The organism is Streptosporangium sp. 'caverna', assembly GCF_003203775.1.
GTDB lineage: Bacteria > Actinomycetota > Actinomycetes > Streptosporangiales > Streptosporangiaceae > Streptosporangium > Streptosporangium subroseum.
Map to the genome: position 1 here is coordinate 7,559,067 of NZ_CP029711.1, position 25,692 is coordinate 7,584,758.

Consider the following 25,692-nt stretch of genomic DNA (forward strand, 5'->3'; position numbering starts at 1 on the left):
TCCGGGCACTCCGGACGGCATCCGCTGAAAGCCCACGCCACGACGAGAACGCTTGCTAGCGTTCAGACTTCAGCTGCAATCAGTAGTCGACCAAGCACCGATAGCGATAATCATGTCGTCGAGAAGGTGGATAACGTGCCGGTGGTGACGGGTCGTCCCGCCGCTCGCCAGGCCCGCGAGCCGGGCACCCCGCCCCGATCTCTCGTCGCGCTCGCCTCGGCGGCGCTCGCCCTGGCAACCGGCGTCGCGATCTGGCTCCTGCCCACCAAGGCGGGCGGTGACCAGAGCCTGCCCGGCCTGGCCGCGCGGGCCGGGGTGACGGCTTCCGGACTGGTCACCAGGTCTTCCGCCGGGCAGACACCCGCGCGGGGCCCCGCCGCCTCCCCCACCGGTCGTCCGTCGGGTTTCGTGACGTTCGTGAACACGGTTCAGGACCCGCTCTTCACCCTGCCCGAGGCCGCGGGGAAGGACCACGTCCGCTGGTTCACCCTCGGCCACCTCACCACCGGCCGCAAGGAATGCGTCCCCATGTGGGGCGGCACGCAGGAGCAGGGCGGCAATCTCGTCGCCGATCGCCTGGACCGCCTGCGCGCGGTCGGCGGCGACGCCGGTCTCGCCTTCGGCGGCCCCGTAGGCCGCGAACTGGCCGCCGCCTGCACCGACCTCGACCGCCTCATCGCCGCCTACCGGCAGGCGATCGGCACCTTCGACGCCACCTACATCGACTTCGAGGTCCAGGACCCGGCCAACGCCGCGACCGTGCTGCGCCGCGCCAGGGCGATCGCGACCCTGCAGCGCGAGGCCGCGGCCAAGGGCCGCCCCCTCACCGTGAGCTTCACCCTCCCGGTCACGGGAACGGGCCTGGCCCCGAGTGATCAGACCATGCTCCGATCCACCCGCGAGGCCGGCGCCGAGATCACCGCCGTGAACCTCCTGGCCGCCGTCGGCCCCGAATCCGGGCTCGCCCGAGACCGCCTGCGCCCCGTCGCCTCGGCCGTCCGCGCCGCGCAACCTCAGATCGCGGAATCCCTCGGCGAACCCGTCGCCTGGCGCAGGATCGCGCTCACCCCCGTCCTGAGCAGCTCCCACGACCTCACTCCGGCCAACGCCCACAGGCTCATCGCCTTCGCCGGCCGCAACAAGCTGGCCTGGCTCTCCGTCAGGGGCGCCGCCCCCACCCCGAACGTCGCCCGGTTCCTCACGAGCGCGACACGCTGACGCCTCTGCCCGGAAGATCGTCCACGGCAGCGGCCGACACTTCCGATGATCTCGTCTGTGTCTCCGGCGACACGAGCGGCCGTCTCGGTTTTTCTGCCACCCCTCCACGCGACGACAGAATCCACACCCAGGCGCCGGACCGGCTCCTCTCCGATGAGAAAAGGCGCGTCACACCAGGCAACACACTGGACAGTCACCCCCCTCAGGGGTTATGAATGGGTTATAACCCTTCAGTAACCCCATAGGGGAGATGCCATGCCGAAGATCAATGTCTACCTGCCCGACGAGCTGGCCGAGGCGGTGAAGAAGGCGGGGGTGCCGGTCTCGGCCATCTGCCAGCGGGCCCTGGAGCAGGCCGTACGGCGGGTCACCGCCATCCGTGAGACGGCGCTGAACAGCTCCGACATCGACGACCTGACCGCACGGTTCACGCACTTCACCGCCCGGGCCCGTACGGTGATCAAGCTGGCGGTGGAGCAGGCGCGGGCCCTGGGAGCGGCCGAGGTCGGCACCGAGCACCTGCTGGGCGGCCTGCTGGCCGAGGGCGGCAACCTGGCCCTCCAGGTCCTGGGCGTTCTGGAGATCGAGCGCGAGGAGATCCGGCGCCAGCTGGACCGCCTGAGCCTTGAGACCCCCGAGACGTCCGGCTCCTCCGCGGCCTCCGCCACGGGCGGCGACGCCGAGCTCACCTTCAGCGCGTCCGCGGCCGCGGCTCTGGAGATGACCGTCACCGACGCGACCGCCCTCGGCCACAACTACGTCGGCTGTGAGCATCTGCTCCTCGGTCTGATCGCCGAGCCCGACGGGGCTGCGGGTCACATCCTCCGGGGACTGGGCGCCGAGCCGCGGCTGACCCGCCGCGCGGTCTCGGCCGCCCTGGCGGGCTACGTGCACCTGCGGGCCCAGACCCAGGTCTCCGTAGCCTCCACCCCAGTGCCGATCCCCGCCGACGCGGCGAGCGCTCTCTCAGCGGCCCTCCGTGAGGAGCTGCGGCCCATCCTGCGGAGGCTTGAACGGCTCGAGGAGCACCTGAGCCTCGCGGACGAGGCATGACTCCGTGGGCGTGGTCGTATTCACGGTCATGCGTCTGGTCGTGGGCATCACCGCAGGCGTGATCGTGGGCACGGGCTCGGGTGCGATCATCGGTGTGGCCGCGGGCGTGACCGTGGGTGCGGGCCTGAGCATGATCGTGCGCGTCCCGTGCACGGGAACCGTCGCGCGCTTCCCTCGTGACCACCCGCGCCGCGACCCGCCATCGCTCGATCCGGTCACGGATCATCCGCGCCGCGACCCCACCGCTCGACCCGGTCACACGGAGCGTGGGCCTGCCTCACCGGCCGCGGGGCGATGACGCGGCCCCTTCGACGACCACGCCCCGCGACCGGACCGGTCGCGGGGCGTCTTCATGATCGTCGTATCACCCGTGCGAGGTGATCCGGCCGGTCCCGTTTTTTCGGACGCGCCGCATCGCTGCGGGTCAGCAGCTGGATCTGATCCAACGCCATGGGTGATCGCCCCGGATCGATCGGGGTCGCGCGCGAAACGCAGGGCTAGTCCTCGGGGACCGGCGAAACGTCGTCCGTCGCGCTCTCGCCGGTCGGGGCGCCCACCGGCTCGGCCGGGACGCTGTCCGGATCATTGATCAGCAGCGCCACGCACTCCACGTGGTGGGTCATCGGGAATCCGTCGAAGGCTCGCAGGTCGGCGAGGCGGTAGCCCTGCTCGCCGAACCAGGCGAGGTCACGGGCGAGGGTGGCCGGGTCACAGGAGACGTAGACGATCCGGCTGGCCTGCAGGGTGACGAGACGGTTGACGACCTCGCGGCCGAGACCCGCGCGGGGCGGGTCGACGACGACCAGGTCGGCGCGTTCGATGTCGAAGTGGTCGAGGGCGTTCTCGACCCGGCCCCGCGCGAAGCGGGCCTGGGGGAGGTCGCGGAGGTTGCGTTCGGCGTCTCGGACGGAGACGGACTCGGACTCGACGCCGAACACGGCGCCCTCGGGGCCGACCGCCTCGGCCAGGCCCGCGGCGAACAGGCCGACCCCGCAGTAGAGGTCGAGGGCCCACTCCCCCGGCTTCGGGTCGGCGAACTCCAGGACCGTGCCGAGCAGCGTGGCGGCGGAGCCGGGGTGGACCTGCCAGAAGCCGCTGCCGGTCACCTGGAAGTCGCGCTCGCCGACGCGCTCGGTGAGGTGGTTGCGGCCGTGGACGACACGGCTGCGGCCCTTGCCCTCGTCGACGAAGACGGCCACGCTCGTGTCGAGATCGGGCACGGCCACCGTACGGCGGGGCTTGGGGGCGACCACGACGGCCTGGTCCCCGCCCGAGGAGGCGATGACCTCGACCGAGGAGGCGTGGCGCCAGTTCATGACCTCGGCGCCGACGTTCTCCACCTCGGCGTGGGCGATCAGACAGGCGTCGATCGGCTCGATGTCGTGGGAGCGGTGCCGGCGCAGGCCCGGGACCCCGTCACGGTTGACGGCGAACTGCACCCGGGTACGCCAGCCGAGGCCGTCGGGGGCGCCGGGGACCTCCTCGACGGTTCCCTTCCAGTCGATGCCCGCCAGGCGCTTGAGCTGCTCGGCGACCACGTCGGCCTTCAACCGGCGCTGGGCGTCGAGGGAGGCGTGCTGCCAGTCGCAGCCGCCACAGCGGCCCGGTCCCGCGAACGGGCACGGCGGGACCACCCGGTCGGCGGAGGGTTCGAGAATCTCGACGGCGTCGGCTCGCAGGAAGCGGGTGGTCTCTTCCGTGATCTCGGCCATGACGCGCTCACCGGGAAGCGCGTGCCGTACGAAAACCACCCGGCCGTCATGGCGAGCGACGCACCAGCCACCGTGTGCAACCGGTCCTACCGTCAGCTCTACAGCCATGGCCATGCCCCCAAGGTTCGTCAGTCAAGCCTCCATGCGGTCAGGAGTGCATATGAAGGTAGTGCATGTAAAGGTTATGCCTTGGCGTCCTCGTCCTGGGCCACCTCTTGCCAGGGGCGGCGGACGGCGCCGGGGGCGAAGGGCTCGGGGCGGCCCTTGAGACGGTCGGAGGAGTGGAGCTGCCAGGGCACGCTGATGACCATCACGCCGGGCTGGAAGAGCAGGCGGCCCTTCAGGCGCAGCGCGCTCTGGTTGTGCAGGAGGTGCTCCCACCAGTGGCCGACGACGTACTCGGGGATGTAGACGCTGACCACGTCGCGGGGCGATCGGCGGCGCAGCGACTTGACGTACTCCAGGATCGGCCGGGTGATCTCGCGGTAGGGCGAGTCGAGCATCTTGAGCGGCACCGGGATCCCGCGCCGCTCCCACTCCTCGCGAAGCGCCTTGGCGTCCTCGCCCTCCACGCCCACGGTGATCGCCTCCAGCTTGGACGGCCGGGTGGCGCGGGCGTAGGCGAGGGCGCGCAGGGTCGGCTTGTGAATCTTGGAGACCAGGACGATGGCGTGGTTGCGCGCGGGCAGCATCGACTCGTCCACCTGCAGGTCCTCGGCGACGGCGAGTTCGGCGGCCACGTTCTCGTAGTGGCGGTGGATGCCCTTCATCATCAGGAACAGCACCGGCATGGCCACGCAGACGATCCACGCCCCGTGGGTGAACTTGGTGACCAGCACGACCACCAGCACCACCGCGGTCATGACACCGCCGAAGAAGTTGATGGTCCGCGAGCGGTGCATCTGGTGCCGGACCTTCGAGTCGCTCTCGGTCTTCAGGAGCCGGGTCCAGTGCCGGACCATGCCGATCTGGCTCAGCGTGAACGACACGAAGACGCCGACGATGTAGAGGTTGAGCAGGCGGCTGACATCGGCGTTGAAGCCCCACAGCAGCAGGCAGGCTCCGGCGGCCAGGATGATGATGCCGTTGGAGAAGGCCAGCCGGTCGCCCCGGGTGTGCAGCTGCCGGGGCAGGAAGCGGTCCTGGGCCAGAATCGAGCCGAGCACGGGGAAGCCGTTGAAGGCGGTGTTCGCGGCGAGGAAGAGGATCAGCGCGGTGACCGCGGCGATGACGAAGAAGAAGACCGATCCGCTGCCGAAGACGGCGTCGGCGATCTGGGCGATGATCGGCTGCTGGTAGTAGTCGGGACCGGCGGGCAGGCCGTTGATGATCACGTCACGGCTGGCGGTGGCGGGGTCGGCGACCTTGACGCCGGACGCCAGGCCGAGCGCGATGATGCCGACGAACATCGTGACCGAGACCAGGCCCATCATCAGCAGCGTGGTCGCGGCGTTCTTGCTCTTGGGCTTGCGGAAGGCCGGCACGCCGTTGCTGATCGCCTCGACGCCGGTGAGCGCCGCACAGCCGGAGGAGAAGGCGCGCAGGATGAGGAAGGACGCCGCGAAGGCGGTGAGGTTGCTCTGTTCGGCGACGATCTGATAGCCGGCGGTGGGCGCGCGCAGCTCCTGGCCCAGGACGAGCAGCCGGAAGGCGCCCCAGAGGATCAGGCCGATGACCGCGGCCATGAAGGCGTAGGTGGGGACCGCGAAGGCCGCGCCGGACTCCCGGATGCCGCGCAGGTTCACCACCGTCAGCAGGATGACGATGACGATCGCGACCAGCGGCTTGTGCTCGGCGACGTAGGGAATCGTGGCACCCACGTAGTCGACGCCGTTGGCCACCGACACCGCGACGGTGAGGATGTAGTCGACCATGAGCGCGCTGGCGACGGTCAGCCCGGCGTTCTGGCCCAGGTTGACGGTGGCCACCTCGTAGTCGCCCCCGCCGCTGGGGTAGGCGTGCACGTTCTGCCGGTAGGACGCCACAACGGTGAGCATCACCACGACAACGGCGGCCGCGACCCAGGGGCTGAAGTTGTAGAACGAAATTCCTGCCAGCGAAAGGATGACGAGGATCTCCTGCGGGGCATAGGCCACCGAGGAAAGGGCATCACTCGCGAAAACCGGCAGTGCAATCCGTTTGGGGAGTAGTTGCTCGTGCAACTGCGTACTGCGCAGCGCCTGCCCAATGAAAAGGCGTTTGACAAGGTCCGTCACCTTCGACACGTCTGCAGATGCTAGTCCCCATCACTTAACCCCGCTGACACGGCACTCCCAGAGCGGGCCATACTGACTAAATACATCAGACCAAGATCCGCCTCAACCCGACCGGCGGGGGAGCATGCATATCGTGATCATGGGGTGTGGCCGAGTGGGTTCGACCCTGGCGCACATCCTTGAGGACAGCGGCCACTCGGTTGCGATCATTGACCGCGACCCACAGGCGTTTCGCCGTCTGCGGGCCGGTTTCAGGGGCCGCCGGGTGACCGGGATCGGCTTCGACAGGGACGTTCTGGAAGAGGCGGGCATCGAGTCCGCGGGCGCCTACGTGGCGGTGAGCAGCGGCGACAACTCGAACATCATCTCCGCCCGGGTCGCCCGCGAGACGTTCGGCGTGGACAACGTGGTGGCCAGAATCTACGACTCCCGGCGCGCCGAGGTCTACCAGCGGCTGGGCATCCCCACCGTGGCCACCGTCCGCTGGACCGCCGACCAGATCCTGCGCCGTGTCCTTCCCGAGGGCGCCGAGCCGCTGTGGCGCGACCCCACCGGGGCCGTGGTGCTGGCCGAGGTGGCCTACCACCCCGAGTGGGTCGGCACCACGGCCAAGGACCTGGAACAGGCCGCAGGCACCCGTCTGGCGTTCATCAACCGGATGGGCGAGACCCTGCTTCCCAAGAACGACTCCGTGGTGCAGGAGGGTGACGTCCTGCACGTCATGGCGGTCGGAAGTGACATGGATCGCATCAACAAGGTGCTGTCCGGGGCCCCGGAGGAGGACCACTGATGCGCATCACCATCGCGGGTGCCGGGGCGGTCGGGCGATCGATCGCGGCCGAGCTCCTGGAGAACGGCCACGAGGTCCTGCTCATCGACATCGACCCCAAGGCCATCAAGATCGACACCGTGCCGCGGGCGGAGTGGCTGCTCGCCGACGCCTGCGAGATCTCCTCGCTGGACGAGGCCGGTCTGGCCGACTGCCACGTGGTCGTCGCCGCCAGCGGTGACGACAAGGTCAACCTCGTCGTCTCGCTGCTGGCCAAGACCGAGTACGGCGTGCCGCGAGTGGTCGCCAGGATCAACCACCCCAAGAACGAGTGGCTGTTCAACGAGTCGTGGGGCGTCGACGTGGCCGTCTCGACTCCGCGCCTGCTGAGCGCGCTGGTCGAGGAGGCGGTGAGCGTCGGCGACCTGGTCCGCCTGATGACCTTCCGCCAGGGCCAGGCCAACCTGGTCGAGCTCACCCTGCCGGAGGACGCGCCGGTCGTCGGGCAGCGTGCGGGCTCGGTCCCGTGGCCGAACGACACCGCTCTGGTCGCGATCCTCCGCGAGGGCCGGGTGCTGGTGCCCACCGCCGACGACCCGCTGGAGGCCGGGGACGAGCTGATGTTCGTCGCCAGCCAGGAGGTCGAGGAGGAGCTGGCCGAGCTTCTGTCCCCCCACCGGACGCCGCACTAGCGGCCGGGCACGGCGGGATCCACAGATACAACGGCTGCGCTGAAAGGTGAGGGTCCGGTACGGCATCGCCGTACCGGACCCTCACCTTTCAGGAGACGGCGGCCTTGACCGGGGTCCTGCCCCGGGTCAGGAGCCACACCATCGCGGCGAGGCCCGCGATCTGGAGCGGCCAGCCCATCGCGATCTTGAGAATGCCCAGCTCGGCGACCGCCTCGTCCTTGCCGATCAGGTACACGGGGAGTTGCACGGCCACCCGGACCACGCACGGGATCATGAGCAGCCAGGTGAGCTTGATGCACAGCTTCACCACGGCCGGATCCTTGCGCCAGGCCGTCGGGTCACCGGTGACGGATCCGATCAGGAAGCCCACCACCGGCCACCGGGTGACGATCGAGAGCAGCATGACCACGGAGTAGGCCGCGTTGTAGAGGATTCCCGGCAGGAAGACGTCTTGCGCGGCGCCGGTGCGGGAGGCGAAGAACGCGCCGATGCCGATGCCGATGAGGCTGTTGATCACAAACTGCGGCGTAGAACGCTGCAGCAACCGCACCGCCAGCAGCACCACCGCGGCCGCGATGCTGACGATCAGGGACATTTTCAGGTCTGAGGTGCCGATCCACATCCCGGTGAAGGTGATGGTGGGCACAGCGGCCTCAATGGTGCCACGCACTCCGCCGAAGGCCTTGACGAGCTGACCGCGGATCACGGCCTCTACCGTGTCGTGCGCGGTGGCCTCGTGGGAGGTGGTCATCTTCTCGCTCACCGCTCCGTGATCGTCGATCGCTCACGCACCGCCAGCCGGACGGAGCTCGTATCGGGGATTGAACATCACCTTGCGCCCATCCTGCATGCTGACGAGCCCTTCGGCCAGTACCATTCGGCCCGGCTCGATTCCGGCGATTTTCCTACGGCCCAGCCAGATCAGATCGATCACGTCCGAGCCGTCGTAGAGCTCCGCCTCGAGGGCCGGCGCACCCCCGCGAGGCCGCAGGGTCACGGTCCGGAGCGTCCCGGTGACGCAGAACCGGCGACGCCCACCACACGAGACGATGGGCGTGGCACCATGACGATCAAGGTCCTGCTGGAGTTCGTTGGCTTCCAGCTCGGCCTGGCTGGTCGCCAGCCGCCGGAAAAAGCCTCGAAATCCGCCTTGTTTATGCGGTTCCTGAGAACCCACGACCGCTCCTTCACATACGAGTTGAATCAGCGTACGCGATCCCCTACGTCAGCGAATCTCAGCGATCTCCGGGCCACGCTCGAAAGGGCTGAGATCGGGCACGTCTCCACCGGTCTCCTGCTGCTCCATCGCGTTCCTGGCCTCCGGCGGAAGCCTGAGCTCGATCGCCTCCTTGGGCGCCATCGGCTCGTCACCGCGGACCACGACGATGTCGCGGATGACACCCTCCAGCGTCGCGGCGACCTCCGCGTCCAGCGCGGCACGCCCGCTGATCACCGCGCGGAGGAACCAGCGCGGACCGTCGACACCGAGGTAGCGGACCGGCTGGGGGGCTCCCCCGTCGGCGGGAACCTGGGCGGACAGCTCGACGCCGAACGGCCCCTCCCGCTCCTCCGCCGTGCCTCCGGCGCTCTTCACGCCCTCGGCGAGCTCGCCCCGGACCTCGTCCCAGATGCCGCTCCGCTTCGGCGCCGCGAACGCGTGCACCTGGAGGGCGCTCTCGTTGAACATCACGACCGCGCCGACGATCTGTTCGCCGGCCAGGTTGAGCTGCACCTCGAAACCCGGGTCGACCGGCAGCCGCATGCCACCGAGGTCGACCCGCTCCCGCTCGGAGTGCGACTCCTCCGAGTCCCACGGACCCGACTCACGGACCGAGGCCCGTTCGACCTGCTCGACCTGCTCGGTCTGCTCAGCCTCCACGGCCTCGGCCGGGGACTCCTCGCGACGGCGACGTCCGAACACTTTCCTCACGCTCCTTGAAGTTTCACTGGTCGCTCACCACTCGTCGTGCGTGCCCCGCGGCCGATCTCCGGGCCGAAAGGCCGTTCCGGCCGCGGACCCTTATCCGCCACATCGCCCACCTCGCCGGGCTTGCTTCCTGTCAACGGCCGGTGGACCCGAACCCGCCGGCGCCTCGCGCCGATCCGGGCAACCGGTCCACCTCGTAGAACACGGCCCTCTCCACCTTCTGGATCACAAGCTGTGCGATGCGATCCCCCCGGCGCAGCCGTACCGCGTCCTTGATGTCGGTGTTGAGCAGCGTCACTCTGATCTCGCCCCGGTAGCCGGCGTCCACCGTGCCGGGGGCGTTCACGAGGGTCACACCGTGCTTGGTGGCCAGACCCGAACGCGGGTGAACGAACGCCGCGTACCCGTCGGGCAGGGCGATCATCACACCGGTGCCCACCGTCACCCGCTCCCCGGGGAGCAGTTCGACGTCCTCGGCGGCGTGGAGATCCGCGCCGGCGTCGCCGGGATGGGCGTAGGACGGCATCGGCAGCTCGGCGTCGATCCGATGGATCAGCACCTCGACGGTGTCGGTCACGGGTTCCCCTCGTACTCGTGGTGCTCGTCAACAATGATTGTGGCGTCACCGCGCCCGGCGAAGTGCTCCATGCCCACCTCGGCGAAGAGCGCGACGGCCCGCACGGCGACCGGGCCGTCCGGGAAACCGATTCGGCCCTCAGCCTCAAGGTACGCCCTCCGGCCGGACATGCCGGTGCACCGGGCACTCGGATGCAGGATCGTACCAACCGAGACAGAACCGGGTGCGCCCGCACGTGCCCTCTGGCGGGTCACTCCTGGCGGAGAGGTCGCCACCGGATGTTCAGGGCGGGGAGGACGTCAAGAAGCAGAAGATTACCCCTTGGGCTGCGAGGATCCCGCATTCATCCGCCCACCGGGCTCACCGGACTCGCCGGACTCCGTGGATTCGGCGGGCGGCGGCAGCGGAGGTGGCGGAGGTGGCGGAGGCGACGCCGGGACAGGGGGCAGGGCGATCGGCGGATCGCTCCTGAGTTCGGGCAGGGCCCGGTAGAACACGGCCGCGACCGGCACCGCCACCACCGCTCCGGCGATACCCGCCAGGATGCCGCCCACGGCCAGCACCAGGATGATCGCCAGTGGGTGGAACCGCACGGCCCGGCCGACGATCAGCGGCTGGAGCACGTGATTCTCCAGCTGCTGCTCCACCAGCAGGATGCCGAGGAAGACCAGGGCGTAGATCGGGCCCTTGGCGCCGAGCGTGACCAGCGTGGCGACGCTGCCGGCGATGATGATGCCGACGATGGGGATGAAGCTGGCCATGAAGATCAGCACAGCGAGCGGCGCCCAGAGGGGCACACCCATCGCGGCGAGCACGATGCCCATGACGACGCCGTGCACGGCCGCCACCGCCACCGTGCCCTGCACGTAGTGCGAGAGCGTCACCCAGGCGGCCCGTCCGGCCCTGTCCACGCGGGGCGCGGCCGAGCCGAAGCCCTTCAGGAACCACGACCAGATCTGCTCGCCGTCCTTGAGGAAGAAGAAGGTGACGAAGAGCAGCAGCACCAGCGCGGTCAGCACCTCCAGCGCCACCGTGGCACCGGTGAGCACCGTCTGGGTGATCTGGTTGCGCTGCGCGGTGATCTGCTTGGCGATCTCGTCGACCCACGAGGTGATCTGGCTCGGCTGCAGGTGCAGCGGCCCGGTGTAGAGCCACTGCTCGACGGTCTTGGAGGTCACCCTCACCTGGTCGACCAGCCCGGGGAACTCCTCGTTGGCCCGCACGCCGATGATCCAGCCGGTGCCGCCCAGCACCGTGAACGCGATCAGCATGGTGATCCACGTGGCGTAGATGGGCTTCATGCCCCTGCTTTTGAGACGCCGGGTGATCGGAAACAGCAACGCGGTGAGCAGCAACGCGATGGCCACCGGCAGGACCACGATGCGAAGGGTCGCGATGAACTGCGCGGAGTAGAAGACGGCCCAGCCAATGATGATCAGACACAGGCTCCACACCGCCAGGCGGAGCAGCGTGCGCGGTACCAGCCGCGTCAGACGTTCCCGATCGGAGATCACGTCTTCCAGACTGTCATGCCACGGCGGTGAATGCGCATGGTTATCGCCCGGACACGGTCGGGCACGAAAGAAAGGCCCGGTCACGTGACCGGGCCTCTCCACGTACAGTTCGGATCACCGCGCCAGGTCGGCGCAGATCAGCGCTCCTGCGGCGGCCGGGAAATCACCCGGTCCTCGAGGTAGCAGCTGCAGTTACCGCACCCTGGGATCATGATCTGGTCCTCCCTCACCTGTGGTACCTCGACCGTACGACGGGACCCGCCTCCCCGGAGGACAGATTCGCGTGCCCGGAAGGGGAGAACCGTGCGCCCCCCGGGAGCCGCCCGGGCGAGGAGCGAACCGCACGGAGGCGGGTGCGCTCACCGGCGGCCGCCGGTCGCCGGGTCTGCCCGATCGGCCGACCCGGCGACTCCCCGTCAGGCGAGGGTGACCGCCACCAGCAGCTCGCCCTCGCCCGGCCGGAGCACGAACTCGTCGATGACGCCCGCACCGCACAGATCGTCCTGTGCCTGCCGTACGAGATCGGCCTGCGCGCCGGTGACGGTCAGCCGGGTCACCTCGGCCCGCATCGAGAGCCTGGCGTCCGACTTGGCCTTGCGGACACGGCCGAGGACCGCGGCCACCGCCGGGAGCAGCTCCGGGTCGCCGTCGCGCGCCGACGGCGTGGGCCAGGCCTCCCGATGCACCGAGCCCCCTTGCCACCAGGACCAGACCTCCTCGGTGACGAACGGCAGGAACGGGGCGAGAAGGCGGAGCATGACGCCGAGCGCCTCCCGCAGTGCCGCGTGAGCCGAGCGTGCGGGTCCGTCCGTGTCGTCGTAGGCCCTGGTCTTGACCAGCTCCAGGTAGTCGTCGCAGAACTCCCAGAAGAACCGCTCGATCCGCTCCAGCGCCCGGGTGTGGTCATAGGCCTCGAACGCCTCGGTGGCCTCGCCGACCACCTCCGAGAGCCGGGCCAGCATCGACAGGTCGATCGGCTCGGTGACCTCGCCGCCGTCCTCGCCCAGGTTCAGGACGAACCTGGAGGCGTTCAGGATCTTGATCGCCAGACGGCGGCCGATCTTGATCTGGCCCGTGTCGAAGGTCGCGTCGGTGCCCAGGCGCCCGCTGACGGCCCAGTAGCGGACCGCGTCCGAGCCGTACTCCTGCAGCAGGCCCATCGGCGTTATGGCGTTGCCCTTGGACTTGGACATCTTCTTGCGGTCCGGATCGAGGATCCATCCGGAGATCGCGGCGTGCTTCCAGGGCAGCACGCCGTGCTCCAGGTGGGAGCGGACGACGGTCGCGAACAGCCAGGTGCGGATGATGTCCTGCCCCTGGGGACGTAGATCCATCGGATAGACCCGCTCGAACAGGTCCTCGTCCCGCTCCCAGCCGCCCACGATCTGCGGGGACAGGGACGAGGTCGCCCAGGTGTCCATGACGTCCGGGTCGGCGGCGAAGCCTCCCGGCTTGCCGCGCTGGTCCTCGGTGTAACCGGGCGGCACGTCGCTGGAGGGGTCCATGGGCAGCGTGGACTCCTCCGGCAGGATCGGCGAGGAGTATCCGGGCTCGCCCGCGCCGTCCAGCGGATACCAGACCGGGATCGGCACGCCGAAGAACCGCTGCCGGGAGATCAGCCAGTCACCCGCCAGGCCCTCGACCCAGTTGTCGTAGCGGACCTTCATGTGGGGCGGGTGCCAGGAGATCTCCTCCCCCCTGCTCAGCAGGGCGTCCCTGAGGGCGCGGTCGCGTCCTCCGTTGCGGATGTGCCACTGGCGGGTTGAGACGATCTCCAGCGGCCGGTCCCCGTTCTCGTAGAACTTCACCGCGCGCCTCACCGGCCGCGGCTCGCCTTCCAGGTCACCGGAGCCGCGCAGCAGCTCCACGATCCGCTCCCGGGCGCCGTGCACGGTCCTGCCCGCCAGCTCGGCGTACGGCTCCGCCGGGACGCCTCCGGGGGCCTCGGGGAGCAGCCTGCCGTCCCAGCCGATGACGGCCCGGGTGGGCAGGTTGAGCTCGCGCCACCAGATGACGTCGGTGACGTCGCCGAAGGTGCAGATCATCGCGATGCCCGACCCCTTGTCGGGCTCGGCCAGGTGATGGGCCAGCACCGGCACCTCGACGCCGAACAGGGGCGTCCTGACCGTGGTGCCGAACAGAGGCTGGTAGCGCTCGTCGTCGGGGTGGGCGACCAGCGCCACGCAGGCGGGCATCAGCTCGGGGCGGGTCGTCTCGACCCAGACCCGGTCGCCGAACCCCCTGGCCCGCTGCTCCTGCGACAGCGTGAAGCCGACCCGGTGGAAGGCGCCCGGCCACTCCCGGTCCTCCAGCTCAGCCTGGGCGACGGCCGTGCGGAAGGTGACGTCCCAGAGTGTGGGCGCCTCCGACACGTAGGCCTCGCCGCGGGCCAGGTTGCGCAGGAACGCGCGCTGGGAGGCGGCCCTCGCGGCGTCGCCGATGGTGGCGTAGGTCAGTGACCAGTCCACCGACAGGCCCAGGCGGCGCCAGAGCTCCTCGAACGCCTTCTCGTCCTCGACGGTGAGCCGCTCGCACAGCTCGATGAAGTTTCTCCGCGAGATCGGCACCTGCCGTCTGGCGTCGGGCGTGGCCGGCGGCTCGAACGAGGGGTCATAGGCGATGGAGGGGTCGCACCGCACGCCGAAGTGGTTCTGCACCCGGCGCTCGGTGGGCAGGCCGTTGTCGTCCCAGCCCATGGGGTAGAAGATCTCACGGCCTCGCATGCGCTGGAAGCGGGCGATCGTGTCAGTGTGGGTATAGGAGAAGACGTGGCCGACGTGGAGAGAACCGGAGACCGTCGGCGGCGGGGTGTCGATCGAGTAGATCTCGTCTCGCGTGCGCGACCTGTCGAAGCGGTAGGTGCCCTCGGACTCCCAGCGAGCTACCCATACGGCTTCCAGGCCGTCGAGAGTCGGTTTCTCGGGCATGGGCGCAGGGCGCGGTCGCTGCTTCGTCATGCCTCCCTATGGTATGGCTTCCCGGGAGTCACGTCCGAGGCGACTAGTGTTCTCATGCGGACCGCAAAGAGGAGGAACCCATGGCCGGCAAGACCGAGAAGCAAGACATGGCGTGGAGAGCCATCGGTGGTCTGATAGGGATCGCGACGGCTTGGGGCGCCAAGAAGGTCATCGGATTCGCCTGGGAGAAGACGACGGGCAAGAAACCACCGGCCGACAGCGAGTCGCTGGAGATCAGCCTCGGCGAGGCGATCGGTTACGCCGTGGTGATGGGAGTGGGCATGCAGGTGGCGCAGATCGTGGTCGCCCGCACCGCCAGGAAGCGCTACGACGCGTGGAAGGGCCTGAAGGACTCGGCGAAGGATGTCGTCTCCTGACGGCGGGCGTGCCCCTGGGGGCACGCCGTGCCGTGAAGGTCAGGACTCGAGGGCGTCGAGAAACTCCTTCGCCCAGCGGTCCACGTCGTAGGTCGCCACCCGGCGGCGCAGTGAGCGCATCCGGCGGGACAGATCGTGCGGCGTGGCCCGCATCGCGGCGAGCATCGCCCGCTTGAGACCGTCCACGTCATAGGGGTTGACCATGAACGCCTGGCGCAGCTCGTCGGCCGCCCCGGCGAACTCGCTGAGCACCAGCGCGCCGCGCAGGTCGTTGCGGCAGGCGATGTACTCCTTGGCGACCAGGTTCATGCCGTCGCGCAGCGGCGTCACCACCATCACGTCCGCCGCGAGATAGAGCGCGGCCAGCTCGTCGCGGCCATACGACTGGTGCATGTACTGCACCGGCTGCTGGCCGAACTCTCCCTGCTCACCGTTGATCCGGCCGACCTGGAGCTCGATCGAGTCGCGCAGGCGCATGTATTCCTCGACCCGCTCCCGGCTGGGCGTCGCGATCTGCACGAACGCCGCCTCACCCGGCTTGATCGAACCCTCCGTGAGCAGCTCCCCGAACGCCTTCAGGCGCTGGCCGATGCCCTTGGTGTAGTCGAGCCGGTCCACGCCGAGCAGCATGCACTCGGGGTCGCCCAGCTCCGCGCGGATCTCTTTCGCCCGCTCGATGATGTGCGGCTCGCGGACCAGGGAGTCCAGCTCGCCGAAGTCGACCGAGATGGGGAAGGCCCTGGCCCGCACGATGCGGCCGTCCACCTCGATCTCGTGCTTGTGGTGCTGGAGACCGAGCAGGCGGCGGCAGAGCCGGATGAAGTTGGACGCCCCGCCCGGGCGCTGGAACCCCACCAGGTCCGCGCCGAGCAGACCCTCCAGGAGCTCCCGGCGCCACGGGAGCTGGTAGAACAGCTCGCCCGGCGGGAAGGGGATGTGAAGGAAGAAACCGATGCGCAGGTCGGGGCGGAGCTTGCGCAGCATGGCCGGGACCAGCTGGAGCTGGTAGTCCTGAATCCACACGACCGCGTTCTCCGCGGCCTCCTCGGCGGCGGCACGGGCGAAGCGCTCGTTGACCGTGCGGTAGGCCTCCCATGTGACCCGTGAGTACGTGGGCGGGGCGACCACGTCGTGATACAGGGGCCAGAGCGTGGCGTTGGAGAAGCCCTCGTAGTAGAGCTCCACCTCCGACTCCGACAGGGGCACGGGGATGAGTTGCATGCCGTCGTGCTCGAAGGGCTCGAGTTGCTCGTCGGGAGCGCCGTGCCAGCCGATCCAGGCGCCCGCTCGCCCCTGTAGGACAGGGGCGATCGCGGTGACAAGGCCGCCAGGACTGCGCCGCCACATATCCTCACCGACCCGATCAACGGGAAGGCGGTTGGCGACGATCAAAAATGAACTGCGGCCCTGCACAAATTCCTCCAGGTAGTCGTCTTAACTACTCTAACTACCCAATTCAGGCCTTTTTATGACTTTCCGGGTGGGAGAGCTCGATGAACCCTGAGATCGGCCCGGACGGCCTCGGAGAGTTTTCTTGTGGCGGAACGATTGAGAAACCCACCGGCCACGGCTCCCGTGAGGAAGGGACCCAATGTGGTCATATGCCGCCCAAGAGTGCGCATCAACCGGTTGCGCATGGCGGTCTTGGTCGCGGCGCCCAGCGCGATGGTGACCGAGGCGGGGGACATGGGATCCACGCCACGCTGTTTGGACCAGGCCGTCGCGAAGGCCACGGCCCGCTGGGAGCCGCTGCCGGGCACCTGGACGCCGTACACCTCGTGAAGCTCGGCGATGAGCTTGACCTCGATCGCGGCGACCACGAGGGTCTCGGCCACAAGCTGTGCGGGGGCGGAGAGCAGGAGCGGCGGGGCGGCGAACTGGACCGCCGCGACGGCTCCGCCGATGGCGCCGACCGTCATGGTGGCCTTGGTCGCGGTGCTCACGAGGTCGTCGGCCAGCGCCTCGGAGGTGAGGCCCTTGTGGTGCTCGGAGAGGGTCTGCAGATCACGGATCGGGATGCGGGGCGCCACGGCCATGAACACGTCGGTCAGCCAACGGCTCCGGCCCACACCGGAGGCCTTGGCGTTCTTCGCCCCCACGGCCAGCGACTTCGTCAGGCGGCCGAGCAGCCGTCGCCGCTCGGCGCCATCCAGGTCGTCAGGCTCGGCGAGCCTGCCGACGATCTCGGCTACTTCCTGCTCCGACGCGCCGACCGACTCCTCGGCCGCGGAGTCGGCCGGCTCGGCGCCGGTCTGTTTGTTCTCTGACGTCATGTCGCGGAACCTCCTCAAGGCTGTCCTGGGGCCCTACCCGTCCATGGGCGGGCACACATCGGACAGGCCATCGGAACATCGTCAGGCCGCGCACTCCCGGCAGATCTGCTGACCGTTTCTTTCGACGGCAAGCTGACTACGGTGGTGCACGAGGAAGCAACGCGCGCAGGTGAACTCGTCGGCCTGACGAGGGATCACCCGGAGCGAAAGCTCTTCGTTGGACAAGTCCGCGCCCGGCAGTTCCAGCGACTCGGCGAGATCCGTCTCGTCGATGTCAATGCTGCCCGAGGACTTGTCGGTCCGGCGCGCCTGCAGTTCCTGAAGACTGTCCTCGCTAAGATCATCGTCAGTCTTGCGTGGGCTGTCGTAATCGGTAGCCATCAGTTTGCTCCATCCCCCTCATCTATCTGTCTGCGCTTAACTCGCGCGTGTGTAACGTTCGAGAGGCACAACTTGTGCCCAATCCGTCAAAGAGATTCCTGCTTCGGTACCCCGCCGGAATGGTCACTGAACCTCCCTACACGTGAGGGACTCACTGCCAATGGGCACGGTTAGCCAAATATGGCGTAAACCACAGCATTGGCGGCATGCACCACCGTGTTCGACGGCACATCCAACCACATGTACGGCGTGAACGAGACGCCCCCCGCCGGATCAACGTGACTGAAGTCTCACGGTGATCACAAGACCTCCTCCATCCCTGGGTATGGCGGTCACGTTGCCCCCGTGAGCCCGCACGACCGCACGGACGATGGACAGCCCGAGACCCGCCCCCTTGGCCGAGTCGACCCGATCTGCGTTGAGTCGCCGAAACGGCTCAAACAGGCTGTTCACCTCATATGCGGGAACGTGTAGCCCCGTGTTCGCCACCTGAACAACCAGGGCACCCTCCACCATTCCCGCACGGACCCACAGACGTCCGGATTCAGGAAGATTGTGCTTTATACCGTTCTCCACGAGGTTGGCCACACAACGCTCGAGAAGCACCGGATCGCCTATGGTCTCGGCACTTTGGAGCTCGGTGGTCACCGTGACCCCCGCCTCCTCCGCGCGCGAGGAGAGCTGGTCGATGGCGGTCTCCGCCACGTCCTTCATGTCCACCGGTTTGCGCACGCTGAGCTCGCGCTCGCTGCGGGCCAGCAGCAGCAGGCCCTCGATGAGGCGCTCGTTGCGGGCGTTGACCTCCAGGAGCGTACGGCCCAGCGCCTTCAGGTCACCCGACGCCTCCGGGTCGCCCAGGGCGATCTCCAGGACCGTCCGGTTGATCGTCAACGGGGTGCGGAGCTCGTGTGAGGCGTTGGCCACAAATCTTCGTTGTGTGTCGAATGCCACATTGAGTCTGGTCAGCATGGCATCGAAGGTGTCGGCCAGTTCCTTGAGCTCGTCGTCGGGCCCCTTGAGGTCGATCCGCTCATGGGCGAGCGTGGAACCCGACAGCTTGCGGGCCGTGGCGGTCATCTGCTGGATCGGCTTGAGCGCCCGGTCGGCGACGATGTAGCCGATGATGATCGCCAGGATGCCGACGCCCGTCAAGGCCAGCAGGGAGCGGGTGAGCAGTAGTCTCTGCGCCCCGGAGACCGCGTCTTGCTGCTGCCAGTACCACTGCCCCTGAACCTTGCGCACGAGATCGGGAGATATCACCCCGTCCAGGTCGAGCGGGAACGCCGGCCATGCCGCATTGAGCGCCCAGCCCACCATCAAATAGATCACGAGCATGAGCAGCGCCCCGGCCATGAAGAACAGCACCCCGTAGGTGATGGTCAGTCGCCATCGGATGCTCAGGCGGTCGATGATCATTCGCGCTCGGTCCAGCACCGTGTGCCGTACGGGGGCGGCGCCCACCGGAGGCGGGCCGTCCCACGCCGGTGGGCCGTTCGGCGGCGGGGGCCGGTTGCCGCCGCCGGAGACCGGTTGCTCGCTCCTCCAGGCCTCCCGCTCGGAGTGCGGGCTGATCATCGGGTGGGTCGGCAGAGACCCGAGTGGCTTGTTCGAAGGCCGCTCTCCCCCGCCCTGCGGCGTGCTCACAGCTTGTATCCGACCCCGGGCACCGTCTCGATCACCTGAGGATCGCCCAGTTTCTTCCTCAAGGTCATCATGGTGACGCGCACCACGTTGGTGAACGGGTCGATGTTCTCGTCCCACGCCTTGTCCAGCAGGTCCTCCTGGCTGACGACCGCGCCCTCCGCGCGCATCAGCTCCTCCAGGACCGCGAACTCCTTCTTGGTGAGCGCGATCTCCTCGCCGTTCCTGGCGACCAGCCGCTTGCCCGGGTCCAGACGGACCCCGGCCCGTTCCAGCACCGGCGGCAGGGCCGGGGCGGAACGGCGCCCGAGCGCCCGCACCCGCGCGACGAGCTCGATGAACACAAAGGGCTTGGCCAGGTAGTCGTCGGCGCCCAGCCCCAGCCCCTCCACCTTGTCGTCGACGTCACCCGACGCGGTCAGCATCAGGATCCGGGACGCGGTCCGATCGGCCACCAGGCGGCGGCAGACCTCGTCCCCGTGGACCTTGGGAAGGTCCCGGTCCAGGACGATCACGTCATAGTCGATGTAACCGGTCCGCTCCAGCGCACCGGCGCCGTCGTAGGCGACGTCCACGGCCATGGCCTCACGCCGGAGCCCGGTCGCGATCGCATCCGCAAGCACCCGCTCATCTTCAACCACAAGCACTCGCACGGCCTCTGGCACCTCCCGTGAAATCTGTCAACAGCGGTTGGAACGGCTCTCCATTGTCGCCACATCCCCTGTAAGCCGACGGTAAGCCCACCTCTACGGTAAGCACTGCGCGTGACGTGAAAAACACACATGTTTAGCCCGTGTAACTTGTTGGGTAACAGCCGGGTTCCAGTCCCCTACCGGCGAACCTTCCGTCCCCCGTGAGAAAGAAGGTGAGATGGGCGAGTTCACGACGACGATCGAGCACCGCCTCGACCAGGCCTACAAGAACCTGCAGGAGGCCCGGACCACCGGCGATGACTATCTCGCCGACACCTTCACCGCCGAGATCGAGGATCTCCGCCGTCTGGCCACAGACAACGGCGTTCTCATCCAGCGCTGAGGCGTGAAAGAAGCCCCCCGGCCGATCGTTGGGGGGCTTCTTTCATGCCGTGGACGTCCTCACACGCCTCAGCCGTCGCGTTCGGGGTCCAGTGGCACCAGCAGGTCGTGCAGCTCCTCGAACAGTCCCGGCGCCGCGCAGAGCGTGAGCCCCGGATTGCACGGCTTGCCGTTCAGGCCGCCGACCCTGGCTCCGGCCTCGGCGGCGATGAGGCCACCGGCCCCGTAGTCCCAGTACTGCGGACCGCGCTCGTAGTAGCCGTCCACCCGGCCGGCCGCCACCGAACACAGGTCCGAGGCCGCCGAGCCGCCCCGGCGGATGTCGCGCACGCGCGGCAGCACGTGGGCGAGCACCTCCGCCTGCACCGCGCGCCGCCTGCTCTCGTAGCCGAACCCGGTGGCGATCAGGGCCCGGTCCAGCGGCACGCCGGTGTTGCAGCGCAGCCGCTCTCCCGCCAGCCACGCGCCCTCGCCCTTGACCGCGGTGAAGATCTCACCGCGAGGCACGACGTTGACCACACCCGCGACCACCTCGCCGTCGACCTCGACCGCGATGCTGACCGCCCACTCCGGCACGCCGTACAGGAAGTTGACCGTCCCGTCGATCGGGTCCACGATCCAGCGGACCCTGCCGCCGCCGGTCGAGCCGCCCTCCTCGCCGAGGATCGCGTCATCGGGCCTGGCCGCCTTGATCCTGGCGCGGATCAGCTCCTCCGACGCCTGGTCAAGCGCGGTCACGATGTCGGTGGGACTGGACTTGGTGACCAGCACCTCGGGCCGGGCCGGGCGTTTGGCCAGGAGCATCTCCCCGGCCTCCCGCGCGATCTCCTCGGCCAGCCGGCCGAAGGTCACCCCACCGTCCACGATGACTCCCCGTTCCCCACTCGCCGCACGAACCGCTCATCCCGCGTGGACGTCGGGCTCATGAGAGCGACTCCGGCCGCTTCCACTCCCGGCCGAGGACGTGCTGAGCCAGGAAGGCGAGGACGGTCTCGTACCAGACCACGGCGTTGCCCGGCTTGAGCACCCAGTGGTTCTCGTCGGGGAAGTACAGGAACTTCGACTCCACGCCCGAACGCTGCAGGTCCCACCAGAGCCGCAGGCCCTCGCCGATGGGCACCCGGTAGTCCTTGTCACCGTGGATGACCAGCATCGGAGTGGAGATCTCCGCCAGCGACAGGTGCGGGGAGAGCTTCTCGTACAGCTCGGTCCCCGGCATGCCGAACTCCCGCTGCCAGTACATGGACGCGTCGGTCGTGCCGGCGAACTGGTCCAGGTTCCAGAGCGAGGCGTGGGTGACGATCGCCTTGAACCTGTCGGTGTGCCCGGCGAGCCAGTTGGCCATGTAGCCGCCGAACGAACCGCCCATCGCGGCGGTCCGGGTGGCGTCGATCTCCGGCAGCTCCAGCGCGGCGTCGGTGATCGACATCAGGTCGGCGTGGGTGCGGGGGCCCCAGTTCGCCCAGCCGCGCCGGATCATCTCGGATCCGTAGCCGGTGGACAGGCACGGGTCGGGCAGCAGCACGGCGTAGCCGTTCTGAGCCATGATCCACGGGTTCCAGCGCCAGGACCAGTCGTTCCAGCTGGACAGCGGACCACCGTGAATCCAGAGCAGGAAGGGCGCGGGGTTCTCCGCCGAGGCGCCCTCGGGCAGCACCAGCCAGGCCCTGATCGTCGTACCGTCGTCGGCGGTCGTGGTGACCTCGGTCAGCGTGCCGGGCAGCTCCAGGCTCGGGGCCGGCGAGGCCAGCTCCTCCACCGTGCCGTCGGCGGCGACCCTGACGGGCGCGGGAGGCGCGTTCACGCCGCTGCGCAGCGCGTAGACGGCGCCGTCGGGCGCGACGTTCAGGGACGAGTACGCGGCGTCGCCGGACGTGAGCCGTACCGGCTCGGAGCCGTCGGCCGGCACCTGGAAGATCGGGCGGCGGCCCTGCTCGTCGGCGATCACGTACAGCGACCGCCCGTCGGGCGCCCAGGCGACGTCGGCCGGCCACAGCTCGCCGCCGGCGGCGTGTCCCTCACCGGAGGCCAGGTCGACGATCCACAGGGTGTTCTCGGGGATCCGCGTGGTGTCGGCGTGGTTGCCCCGGGCGCACGCCACCAGGCGCCCGTCCGGAGAGACCCTGATCGGGCCTTCGAAGTCGTGGCCGTCCTGGGTCGCCAGGGTCCGGCGGGCTCCGCCGTCGGACGTCTCGATCGCCACCAGGTCGAACCGGAGCTCGCCGTGCGGAAGGGGCACGGCCCACGTGGTCACGACGGTGGAGCCGTCGGGGGTCACGTCGTAGGAGGCGTTCGTCAGCGCCTTGCCCGGCTGCGGGGTGAGGTCCCTGACCTCGGTCAGCCGGTCGTCGTCCCCGATGGTTCCGGCGAACAGCCGGGGCTCGCCGGGGCCGAGGTCGTGGTCCCAGTAGCGCACCGGGTAGCTCTCGTGCAGGATCGCGCTGATCCCGGCATCCTTGCGGGTCGTGCGCCGCTCGGCCTCCCCCGCCTCGTCGCCCGGGAGCACGTCGGAGCCGAAGACCACGGTCTGCCCGCCGGTCGCGAACCCGGCGACGCCGCCGGGCCTCGACGCGACCTGCCTGGCCTCGCCGCCCGCCGCGGGCAGCAGCCAGAGCGCCGGGACCTCCTCGTTCGGATCCTTGACCGTCGGGTCGGGCCTGCGCGAGCCGAACAGCAGGTCGCCGCCCTCGGTGAACTCGGCCCCGGCCTCGCCCTTGAGGGACCTGGTCAGCCGGTACGGCCTGCGCTCGTCAAGGGGGATCTCCCATAAGGACGTCCCGTAGGACTTGCCATCGGGGTTGAGCGCCTGCACTACGGCGACCAGACGGGTTCCATCGGGGGAGAGCCGCAGGGATGCCACCCGCGGCACGCCGACATAATCACGGATGTCGTTGAATGGGGTCACGGTTTCGAACCTACCCCCGCGCCTACCCCCGCGATCGTCGCGGAGATGTATCCGTCATGCATCCATCCGCACGGTTGACGCCGAATGACCCTACGTGACCATGCGAAAGGACACCCCGGCATGCGGTTTGATAAATGTCATGGGGACTTACGACGCACTGCTCGTCGTCTCGTTCGGAGGCCCGGAGAAGCCTGACGACGTGATGCCGTTTCTGGAGAACGTTGTGCGGGGCCGGGGCGTCCCGCGTGAGCGGCTGCTGGAGGTCGAGGCGCACTACCAGCGCTTCGGCGGGTCCAGCCCGATCAACCAGCAGTGCCGCGACCTGATCGCGGCCGTCGAACCGACCATCGACCTGCCCGTCTACTGGGGCAACCGCAACTGGCATCCCTACCTCGAGGACACGCTCAGGCGGATGGCCGCCGACGGCGTGCGCAAGGCGGCGGCCTTCGTCACGTCCGCCTACAGCTCGTACTCGGCCTGCCGGCAGTACATCGAGGACATCTCGCTCGCCAGGGCCGCGGTCGAGGGCGCCCCGGAGGTCGTCAAGCTCCGGCACTACTTCGACCACCCCGGTTTTGTCGCGGCCATGGTGGACCACACCCGCGAGGCCCTGGACCGGTTGCCCGCCGAGCACAGGGACGCCGCGCGGCTGGTCTTCACCGCGCACAGCATCCCGATCTCGATGGCCCGCACCGCCGGACCGAGCGGCGGCGCGTACGAGGCGCAGCTCCGTCGGGCGGCCTCGCTGATCACCGCGGAGCTGGGCGGCGAGCGGGAGTGGGACCTGGTCTGGCAGAGCCGCAGCGGCCCCCCTCACATCCCGTGGCTGGAGCCCGACGTCTGCGACCACCTGGCCGAGGTCGACGCCCCCGCGGTGGTGCTGGTGCCCGTGGGTTTCGTCTCCGACCACATGGAGGTCGTCTACGACCTCGACGTTGAGGCCGCCGAGGTGGCCGGCAAACTCGGCCTCCCGCTGGCCAGGGCCGCCACCGCGGGCACCCATCCGCGGTTCGTCTCGATGGTCGGCGAGCTGCTGGCCGAGCCGGAGCCGATCATGTGCGCGGCCACCTGCTGCCCGGCTCCGCCCCGCCGTCACGGATAGGCGGCGGCGTAGCCCCGGGAGATGGCCATGACCTTGGCGACGTACGACCAGGAGTGGTTGTAGAACCAGATCGACTTCTCCAGCTTCTTGCCGCCCTGGCCCGCGCCGTTGGCGCACAGGTAGTTGGCCGCGGAGGGAACCGCGTCGTACGGGCTCCAGATGTCGGCGACGCCGTCGGCGTCGCCGTCCACCCCGTAGGACTTCCAGGTGGCGGGCATGAACTGCATCGGCCCCTGCGCGCCCGCCGACGACGGGCCGTTGTTACGCCCGTGCGAGCTCTCCACCTGGCCGATCGCCGCCAGCACCGTCCAGGACAGTCCCGGGCAGACCCCGGCTGACAGGCGATACAGCTCCAGGTAGCTGCCGGGTCTTCCGACCGTCGCCCGCGGGGCCGCCACCGGCTCCTCCTTGGCGGCGGCGTCGGTGGCCGTCCTGTCCGGCACGGCCTTCTCCCCGGTGGTCCTCGCGGTCCCGGCGGTACGGCTCCCGCCCACCGCGACCACCTGCGCTCCCGGGCTCAGCAACCTGCTCACCCCGGCCTTCAGGGCGGCGACCGCCTTTTCGGGTCCGTTCACCAGCAGCGCCACGCCCGGCAGCAGTCCGAGGCGCCGCCCGGTCTCCTCGCTCACCAGGCCGTCCACGCCGGGCAGGCCGAACGGGGCGGAGGCCGCGGCCCGCAACCGGGGCCCGCCGTCCACCTGGTAGGCCGCGCCGAGGACCAGTCCGAAGCGGCGCATCGCCGAGCTGTCGGCGACGAACTCCCCCCTGTCCAGGGCGCTCCACACCCCCGGCTGATCGGCCACGGCCTTCGGCGCCCAGGCGCGGAAGCGGGCGGGATCGACCGCGAGCAGGTTCAGCCCGGTCCCGGAGATCTTGACCGCTCCGCCGTCGAAGGAGTCGATCTTCTGGACGTGCTTGAGACGGGAGATGCCGTCCTTGGTCTGCTGGGGCAGCGTCGACTGGGAGATCACGAGCAGCCTGGGCGGGGTGAGGGTGAGGCCGGGTCCGCCGGCGGCCCGGGTCCTGGAGGGCGCGGGGGTCGCGGGAGCCACCGGGCTCACGGGGTCCGCGGGATTCGCGGGATCCACAGCCGCGGCGGTCGGTCTCGCGGCCAGGGAGCCGGTTAGCGGGGCGAGCCCGGTCAGTTCCCGCACGTCGGACTCGGTGGACACGACTCTGCGGACCTCGGCCGGGCGGGTGGCGGCGAGAACGGCGAACACCGCGCCGCAGGCAGCCGCAAGGACAGTCATGACGGCCAGCACTGGGACGAATGCCCGCAACCCGGGAAGATGCGACACTGCGCTCACGTTAGCCCCAACGGCCCACCATCTGGGCCATTGTCCG

At 69.2% G+C, this 25,692-nt stretch carries 25 protein-coding genes; 8 read left to right on the forward strand and 17 right to left on the reverse strand.

Annotated elements, in window-relative coordinates; all coding sequences use genetic code 11:
- Positions 1–135: 135 nt before the first annotated feature.
- From DKM19_RS32980 to DKM19_RS32990, 3 genes are all read left to right on the forward strand, one after another.
- Positions 136–1,218: a hypothetical protein gene (locus tag DKM19_RS32980; protein WP_162641957.1), complete on the forward strand. Its 1,083-nt coding sequence runs from the start codon at positions 136–138 to the stop codon at positions 1,216–1,218.
- 255 nt (positions 1,219–1,473) lie between these two features.
- Entirely contained in the window at positions 1,474–2,271 is a 798-nt protein-coding gene (locus tag DKM19_RS32985) for a Clp protease N-terminal domain-containing protein (protein WP_110701131.1), read from the forward strand.
- 4 nt (positions 2,272–2,275) lie between these two features.
- On the forward strand, positions 2,276–2,569 hold the full coding sequence (locus DKM19_RS32990) for a hypothetical protein (protein WP_110701133.1): 294 nt from the start codon (positions 2,276–2,278) through the stop codon (positions 2,567–2,569).
- A gap of 199 nt (positions 2,570–2,768) precedes the next feature.
- Here DKM19_RS32990 and DKM19_RS32995 read toward each other — a convergent pair whose 3' ends face one another.
- Both DKM19_RS32995 and DKM19_RS33000 read right to left on the reverse strand, forming a co-directional pair.
- Positions 2,769–4,091, reverse strand: coding sequence for a class I SAM-dependent RNA methyltransferase (locus DKM19_RS32995; RefSeq protein ID WP_239513707.1), 1,323 nt, complete (start codon positions 4,089–4,091; stop codon positions 2,769–2,771).
- 74 nt (positions 4,092–4,165) lie between these two features.
- On the reverse strand, positions 4,166–6,208 hold the full coding sequence (locus DKM19_RS33000; RefSeq protein ID WP_110701134.1) for an APC family permease: 2,043 nt from the start codon (positions 6,206–6,208) through the stop codon (positions 4,166–4,168).
- 115 nt (positions 6,209–6,323) lie between these two features.
- Here DKM19_RS33000 and DKM19_RS33005 point away from each other — a divergent pair, with 115 nt between their 5' ends.
- Both DKM19_RS33005 and DKM19_RS33010 read left to right on the forward strand, forming a co-directional pair.
- Positions 6,324–6,989 (forward strand): TrkA family potassium uptake protein, encoded by a 666-nt coding sequence (locus tag DKM19_RS33005; protein WP_110701136.1) that lies wholly within the window; start codon positions 6,324–6,326, stop codon positions 6,987–6,989.
- Complete coding sequence (locus DKM19_RS33010) at positions 6,989–7,660, forward strand: TrkA family potassium uptake protein (protein ID WP_089206339.1); 672 nt, start codon at positions 6,989–6,991, stop codon at positions 7,658–7,660. Before DKM19_RS33005 ends, DKM19_RS33010 begins: the two co-directional genes overlap by 1 nt.
- An 88-nt stretch (positions 7,661–7,748) precedes the next feature.
- Here the strand turns inward: DKM19_RS33010 and DKM19_RS33015 are convergent, their stop codons facing one another.
- The 7 genes from DKM19_RS33015 to valS all read right to left on the reverse strand — a co-directional run bounded on the left by DKM19_RS33015 (position 7,749) and on the right by valS (position 14,635).
- Positions 7,749–8,411 carry a DUF3159 domain-containing protein gene (locus DKM19_RS33015; protein ID WP_110706164.1) on the reverse strand — a complete coding sequence of 221 codons (663 nt, stop codon included), beginning with the start codon at positions 8,409–8,411 and terminating at the stop codon, positions 7,749–7,751.
- A 33-nt stretch (positions 8,412–8,444) separates the two neighbouring features.
- The gene (locus DKM19_RS33020) at positions 8,445–8,837 is read right to left on the reverse strand and encodes an OB-fold nucleic acid binding domain-containing protein (RefSeq protein ID WP_110701138.1); all 393 of its coding nucleotides are present in this window, start codon (positions 8,835–8,837) and stop codon (positions 8,445–8,447) included.
- A 48-nt stretch (positions 8,838–8,885) separates the two neighbouring features.
- A complete protein-coding gene (locus tag DKM19_RS33025; protein WP_110701140.1) occupies positions 8,886–9,581 on the reverse strand; it encodes a DUF3710 domain-containing protein in 696 nt (231 codons plus the stop codon).
- Positions 9,582–9,720: 139 nt separating this feature from the next.
- Entirely contained in the window at positions 9,721–10,164 is a 444-nt protein-coding gene (gene dut / locus DKM19_RS33030) for a dUTP diphosphatase (RefSeq protein WP_110701142.1), read from the reverse strand.
- Positions 10,161–10,334, reverse strand: a complete 174-nt coding sequence (locus tag DKM19_RS33035) for a hypothetical protein (protein WP_204358351.1) — start codon at positions 10,332–10,334, stop codon at positions 10,161–10,163. The genes dut and DKM19_RS33035 overlap by 4 nt, the downstream gene beginning before the upstream one ends.
- Positions 10,335–10,478: 144 nt before the next feature.
- On the reverse strand, positions 10,479–11,678 hold the full coding sequence (locus DKM19_RS33040; protein WP_110701144.1) for an AI-2E family transporter: 1,200 nt from the start codon (positions 11,676–11,678) through the stop codon (positions 10,479–10,481).
- A gap of 416 nt (positions 11,679–12,094) precedes the next feature.
- Entirely contained in the window at positions 12,095–14,635 is a 2,541-nt protein-coding gene (gene valS / locus DKM19_RS33045) for a valine--tRNA ligase (protein ID WP_110701146.1), read from the reverse strand.
- 80 nt (positions 14,636–14,715) lie between these two features.
- On the opposite strand from valS, the gene DKM19_RS33050 reads away from it, so the two are divergent.
- A complete protein-coding gene (locus DKM19_RS33050) occupies positions 14,716–15,012 on the forward strand; it encodes a DUF4235 domain-containing protein (RefSeq protein WP_110701148.1) in 297 nt (98 codons plus the stop codon).
- Between the two features lie 39 nt (positions 15,013–15,051).
- Here the strand turns inward: DKM19_RS33050 and DKM19_RS33055 are convergent, their stop codons facing one another.
- The 5 genes from DKM19_RS33055 to DKM19_RS33075 form a co-directional block, all read right to left on the reverse strand.
- On the reverse strand, positions 15,052–16,425 hold the full coding sequence (locus DKM19_RS33055; RefSeq protein WP_110701150.1) for a trehalose-6-phosphate synthase: 1,374 nt from the start codon (positions 16,423–16,425) through the stop codon (positions 15,052–15,054).
- A 53-nt stretch (positions 16,426–16,478) separates the two neighbouring features.
- Positions 16,479–17,285, reverse strand: coding sequence for a hypothetical protein (locus DKM19_RS33060; protein ID WP_110701152.1), 807 nt, complete (start codon positions 17,283–17,285; stop codon positions 16,479–16,481).
- A gap of 81 nt (positions 17,286–17,366) precedes the next feature.
- Positions 17,367–17,666 carry a DUF4193 domain-containing protein gene (locus tag DKM19_RS33065; RefSeq protein ID WP_089206330.1) on the reverse strand — a complete coding sequence of 100 codons (300 nt, stop codon included), beginning with the start codon at positions 17,664–17,666 and terminating at the stop codon, positions 17,367–17,369.
- Positions 17,667–17,939: 273 nt separating this feature from the next.
- Positions 17,940–19,241 carry a cell wall metabolism sensor histidine kinase WalK gene (locus tag DKM19_RS33070; protein ID WP_110701154.1) on the reverse strand — a complete coding sequence of 434 codons (1,302 nt, stop codon included), beginning with the start codon at positions 19,239–19,241 and terminating at the stop codon, positions 17,940–17,942.
- 65 nt (positions 19,242–19,306) lie between these two features.
- Complete coding sequence (locus DKM19_RS33075) at positions 19,307–19,960, reverse strand: response regulator transcription factor (protein ID WP_110701156.1); 654 nt, start codon at positions 19,958–19,960, stop codon at positions 19,307–19,309.
- A 217-nt stretch (positions 19,961–20,177) separates the two neighbouring features.
- On the opposite strand from DKM19_RS33075, the gene DKM19_RS51085 reads away from it, so the two are divergent.
- Positions 20,178–20,342 carry a hypothetical protein gene (locus DKM19_RS51085; protein ID WP_179281925.1) on the forward strand — a complete coding sequence of 55 codons (165 nt, stop codon included), beginning with the start codon at positions 20,178–20,180 and terminating at the stop codon, positions 20,340–20,342.
- Positions 20,343–20,410: 68 nt separating this feature from the next.
- Here DKM19_RS51085 and DKM19_RS33080 read toward each other — a convergent pair whose 3' ends face one another.
- Together DKM19_RS33080 and DKM19_RS33085 are read right to left on the reverse strand one after the other, a co-directional pair.
- Positions 20,411–21,205 (reverse strand): inositol monophosphatase family protein, encoded by a 795-nt coding sequence (locus tag DKM19_RS33080; RefSeq protein ID WP_369986533.1) that lies wholly within the window; start codon positions 21,203–21,205, stop codon positions 20,411–20,413.
- Positions 21,206–21,263: 58 nt separating this feature from the next.
- Positions 21,264–23,246, reverse strand: coding sequence for a S9 family peptidase (locus DKM19_RS33085; protein WP_110701158.1), 1,983 nt, complete (start codon positions 23,244–23,246; stop codon positions 21,264–21,266).
- Between the two features lie 139 nt (positions 23,247–23,385).
- Here DKM19_RS33085 and DKM19_RS33090 point away from each other — a divergent pair, with 139 nt between their 5' ends.
- Positions 23,386–24,348, forward strand: a complete 963-nt coding sequence (locus DKM19_RS33090; protein WP_110701160.1) for a ferrochelatase — start codon at positions 23,386–23,388, stop codon at positions 24,346–24,348.
- Here the strand turns inward: DKM19_RS33090 and DKM19_RS33095 are convergent.
- Positions 24,339–25,598, reverse strand: a complete 1,260-nt coding sequence (locus tag DKM19_RS33095; RefSeq protein ID WP_239513708.1) for a lytic transglycosylase domain-containing protein — start codon at positions 25,596–25,598, stop codon at positions 24,339–24,341. The genes DKM19_RS33090 and DKM19_RS33095 overlap by 10 nt on opposite strands.
- Positions 25,599–25,692: the final 94 nt, after the last annotated feature.

Bases quoted from the DNA above. Each gene is read 5' to 3' on its own strand.
- DKM19_RS33060 (WP_110701152.1), bottom strand. From the start codon at position 17,285: ATGACGTCAGAGAACAAACAGACCGGCGCCGAGCCGGCCGACTCCGCG.
- DKM19_RS33090 (WP_110701160.1), top strand. From the start codon at position 23,386: ATGGGGACTTACGACGCACTGCTCGTCGTCTCGTTCGGAGGCCCGGAG.
- DKM19_RS33050 (WP_110701148.1), top strand. From the start codon at position 14,716: ATGGCCGGCAAGACCGAGAAGCAAGACATGGCGTGGAGAGCCATCGGT.
- DKM19_RS33015 (WP_110706164.1), bottom strand. From the start codon at position 8,411: ATGACCACCTCCCACGAGGCCACCGCGCACGACACGGTAGAGGCCGTG.
- DKM19_RS33035 (WP_204358351.1), bottom strand. From the start codon at position 10,334: ATGTCCGGCCGGAGGGCGTACCTTGAGGCTGAGGGCCGAATCGGTTTC.
- valS (WP_110701146.1), bottom strand. From the start codon at position 14,635: ATGACGAAGCAGCGACCGCGCCCTGCGCCCATGCCCGAGAAACCGACT.
- DKM19_RS33065 (WP_089206330.1), bottom strand. From the start codon at position 17,666: ATGGCTACCGATTACGACAGCCCACGCAAGACTGACGATGATCTTAGC.
- DKM19_RS33070 (WP_110701154.1), bottom strand. From the start codon at position 19,241: ATGATCAGCCCGCACTCCGAGCGGGAGGCCTGGAGGAGCGAGCAACCG.
- DKM19_RS32985 (WP_110701131.1), top strand. From the start codon at position 1,474: ATGCCGAAGATCAATGTCTACCTGCCCGACGAGCTGGCCGAGGCGGTG.
- DKM19_RS51085 (WP_179281925.1), top strand. From the start codon at position 20,178: ATGGGCGAGTTCACGACGACGATCGAGCACCGCCTCGACCAGGCCTAC.
- DKM19_RS32995 (WP_239513707.1), bottom strand. From the start codon at position 4,091: ATGGCTGTAGAGCTGACGGTAGGACCGGTTGCACACGGTGGCTGGTGC.
- DKM19_RS33005 (WP_110701136.1), top strand. From the start codon at position 6,324: ATGCATATCGTGATCATGGGGTGTGGCCGAGTGGGTTCGACCCTGGCG.
- DKM19_RS33095 (WP_239513708.1), bottom strand. From the start codon at position 25,598: ATGACTGTCCTTGCGGCTGCCTGCGGCGCGGTGTTCGCCGTTCTCGCC.
- DKM19_RS33010 (WP_089206339.1), top strand. From the start codon at position 6,989: ATGCGCATCACCATCGCGGGTGCCGGGGCGGTCGGGCGATCGATCGCG.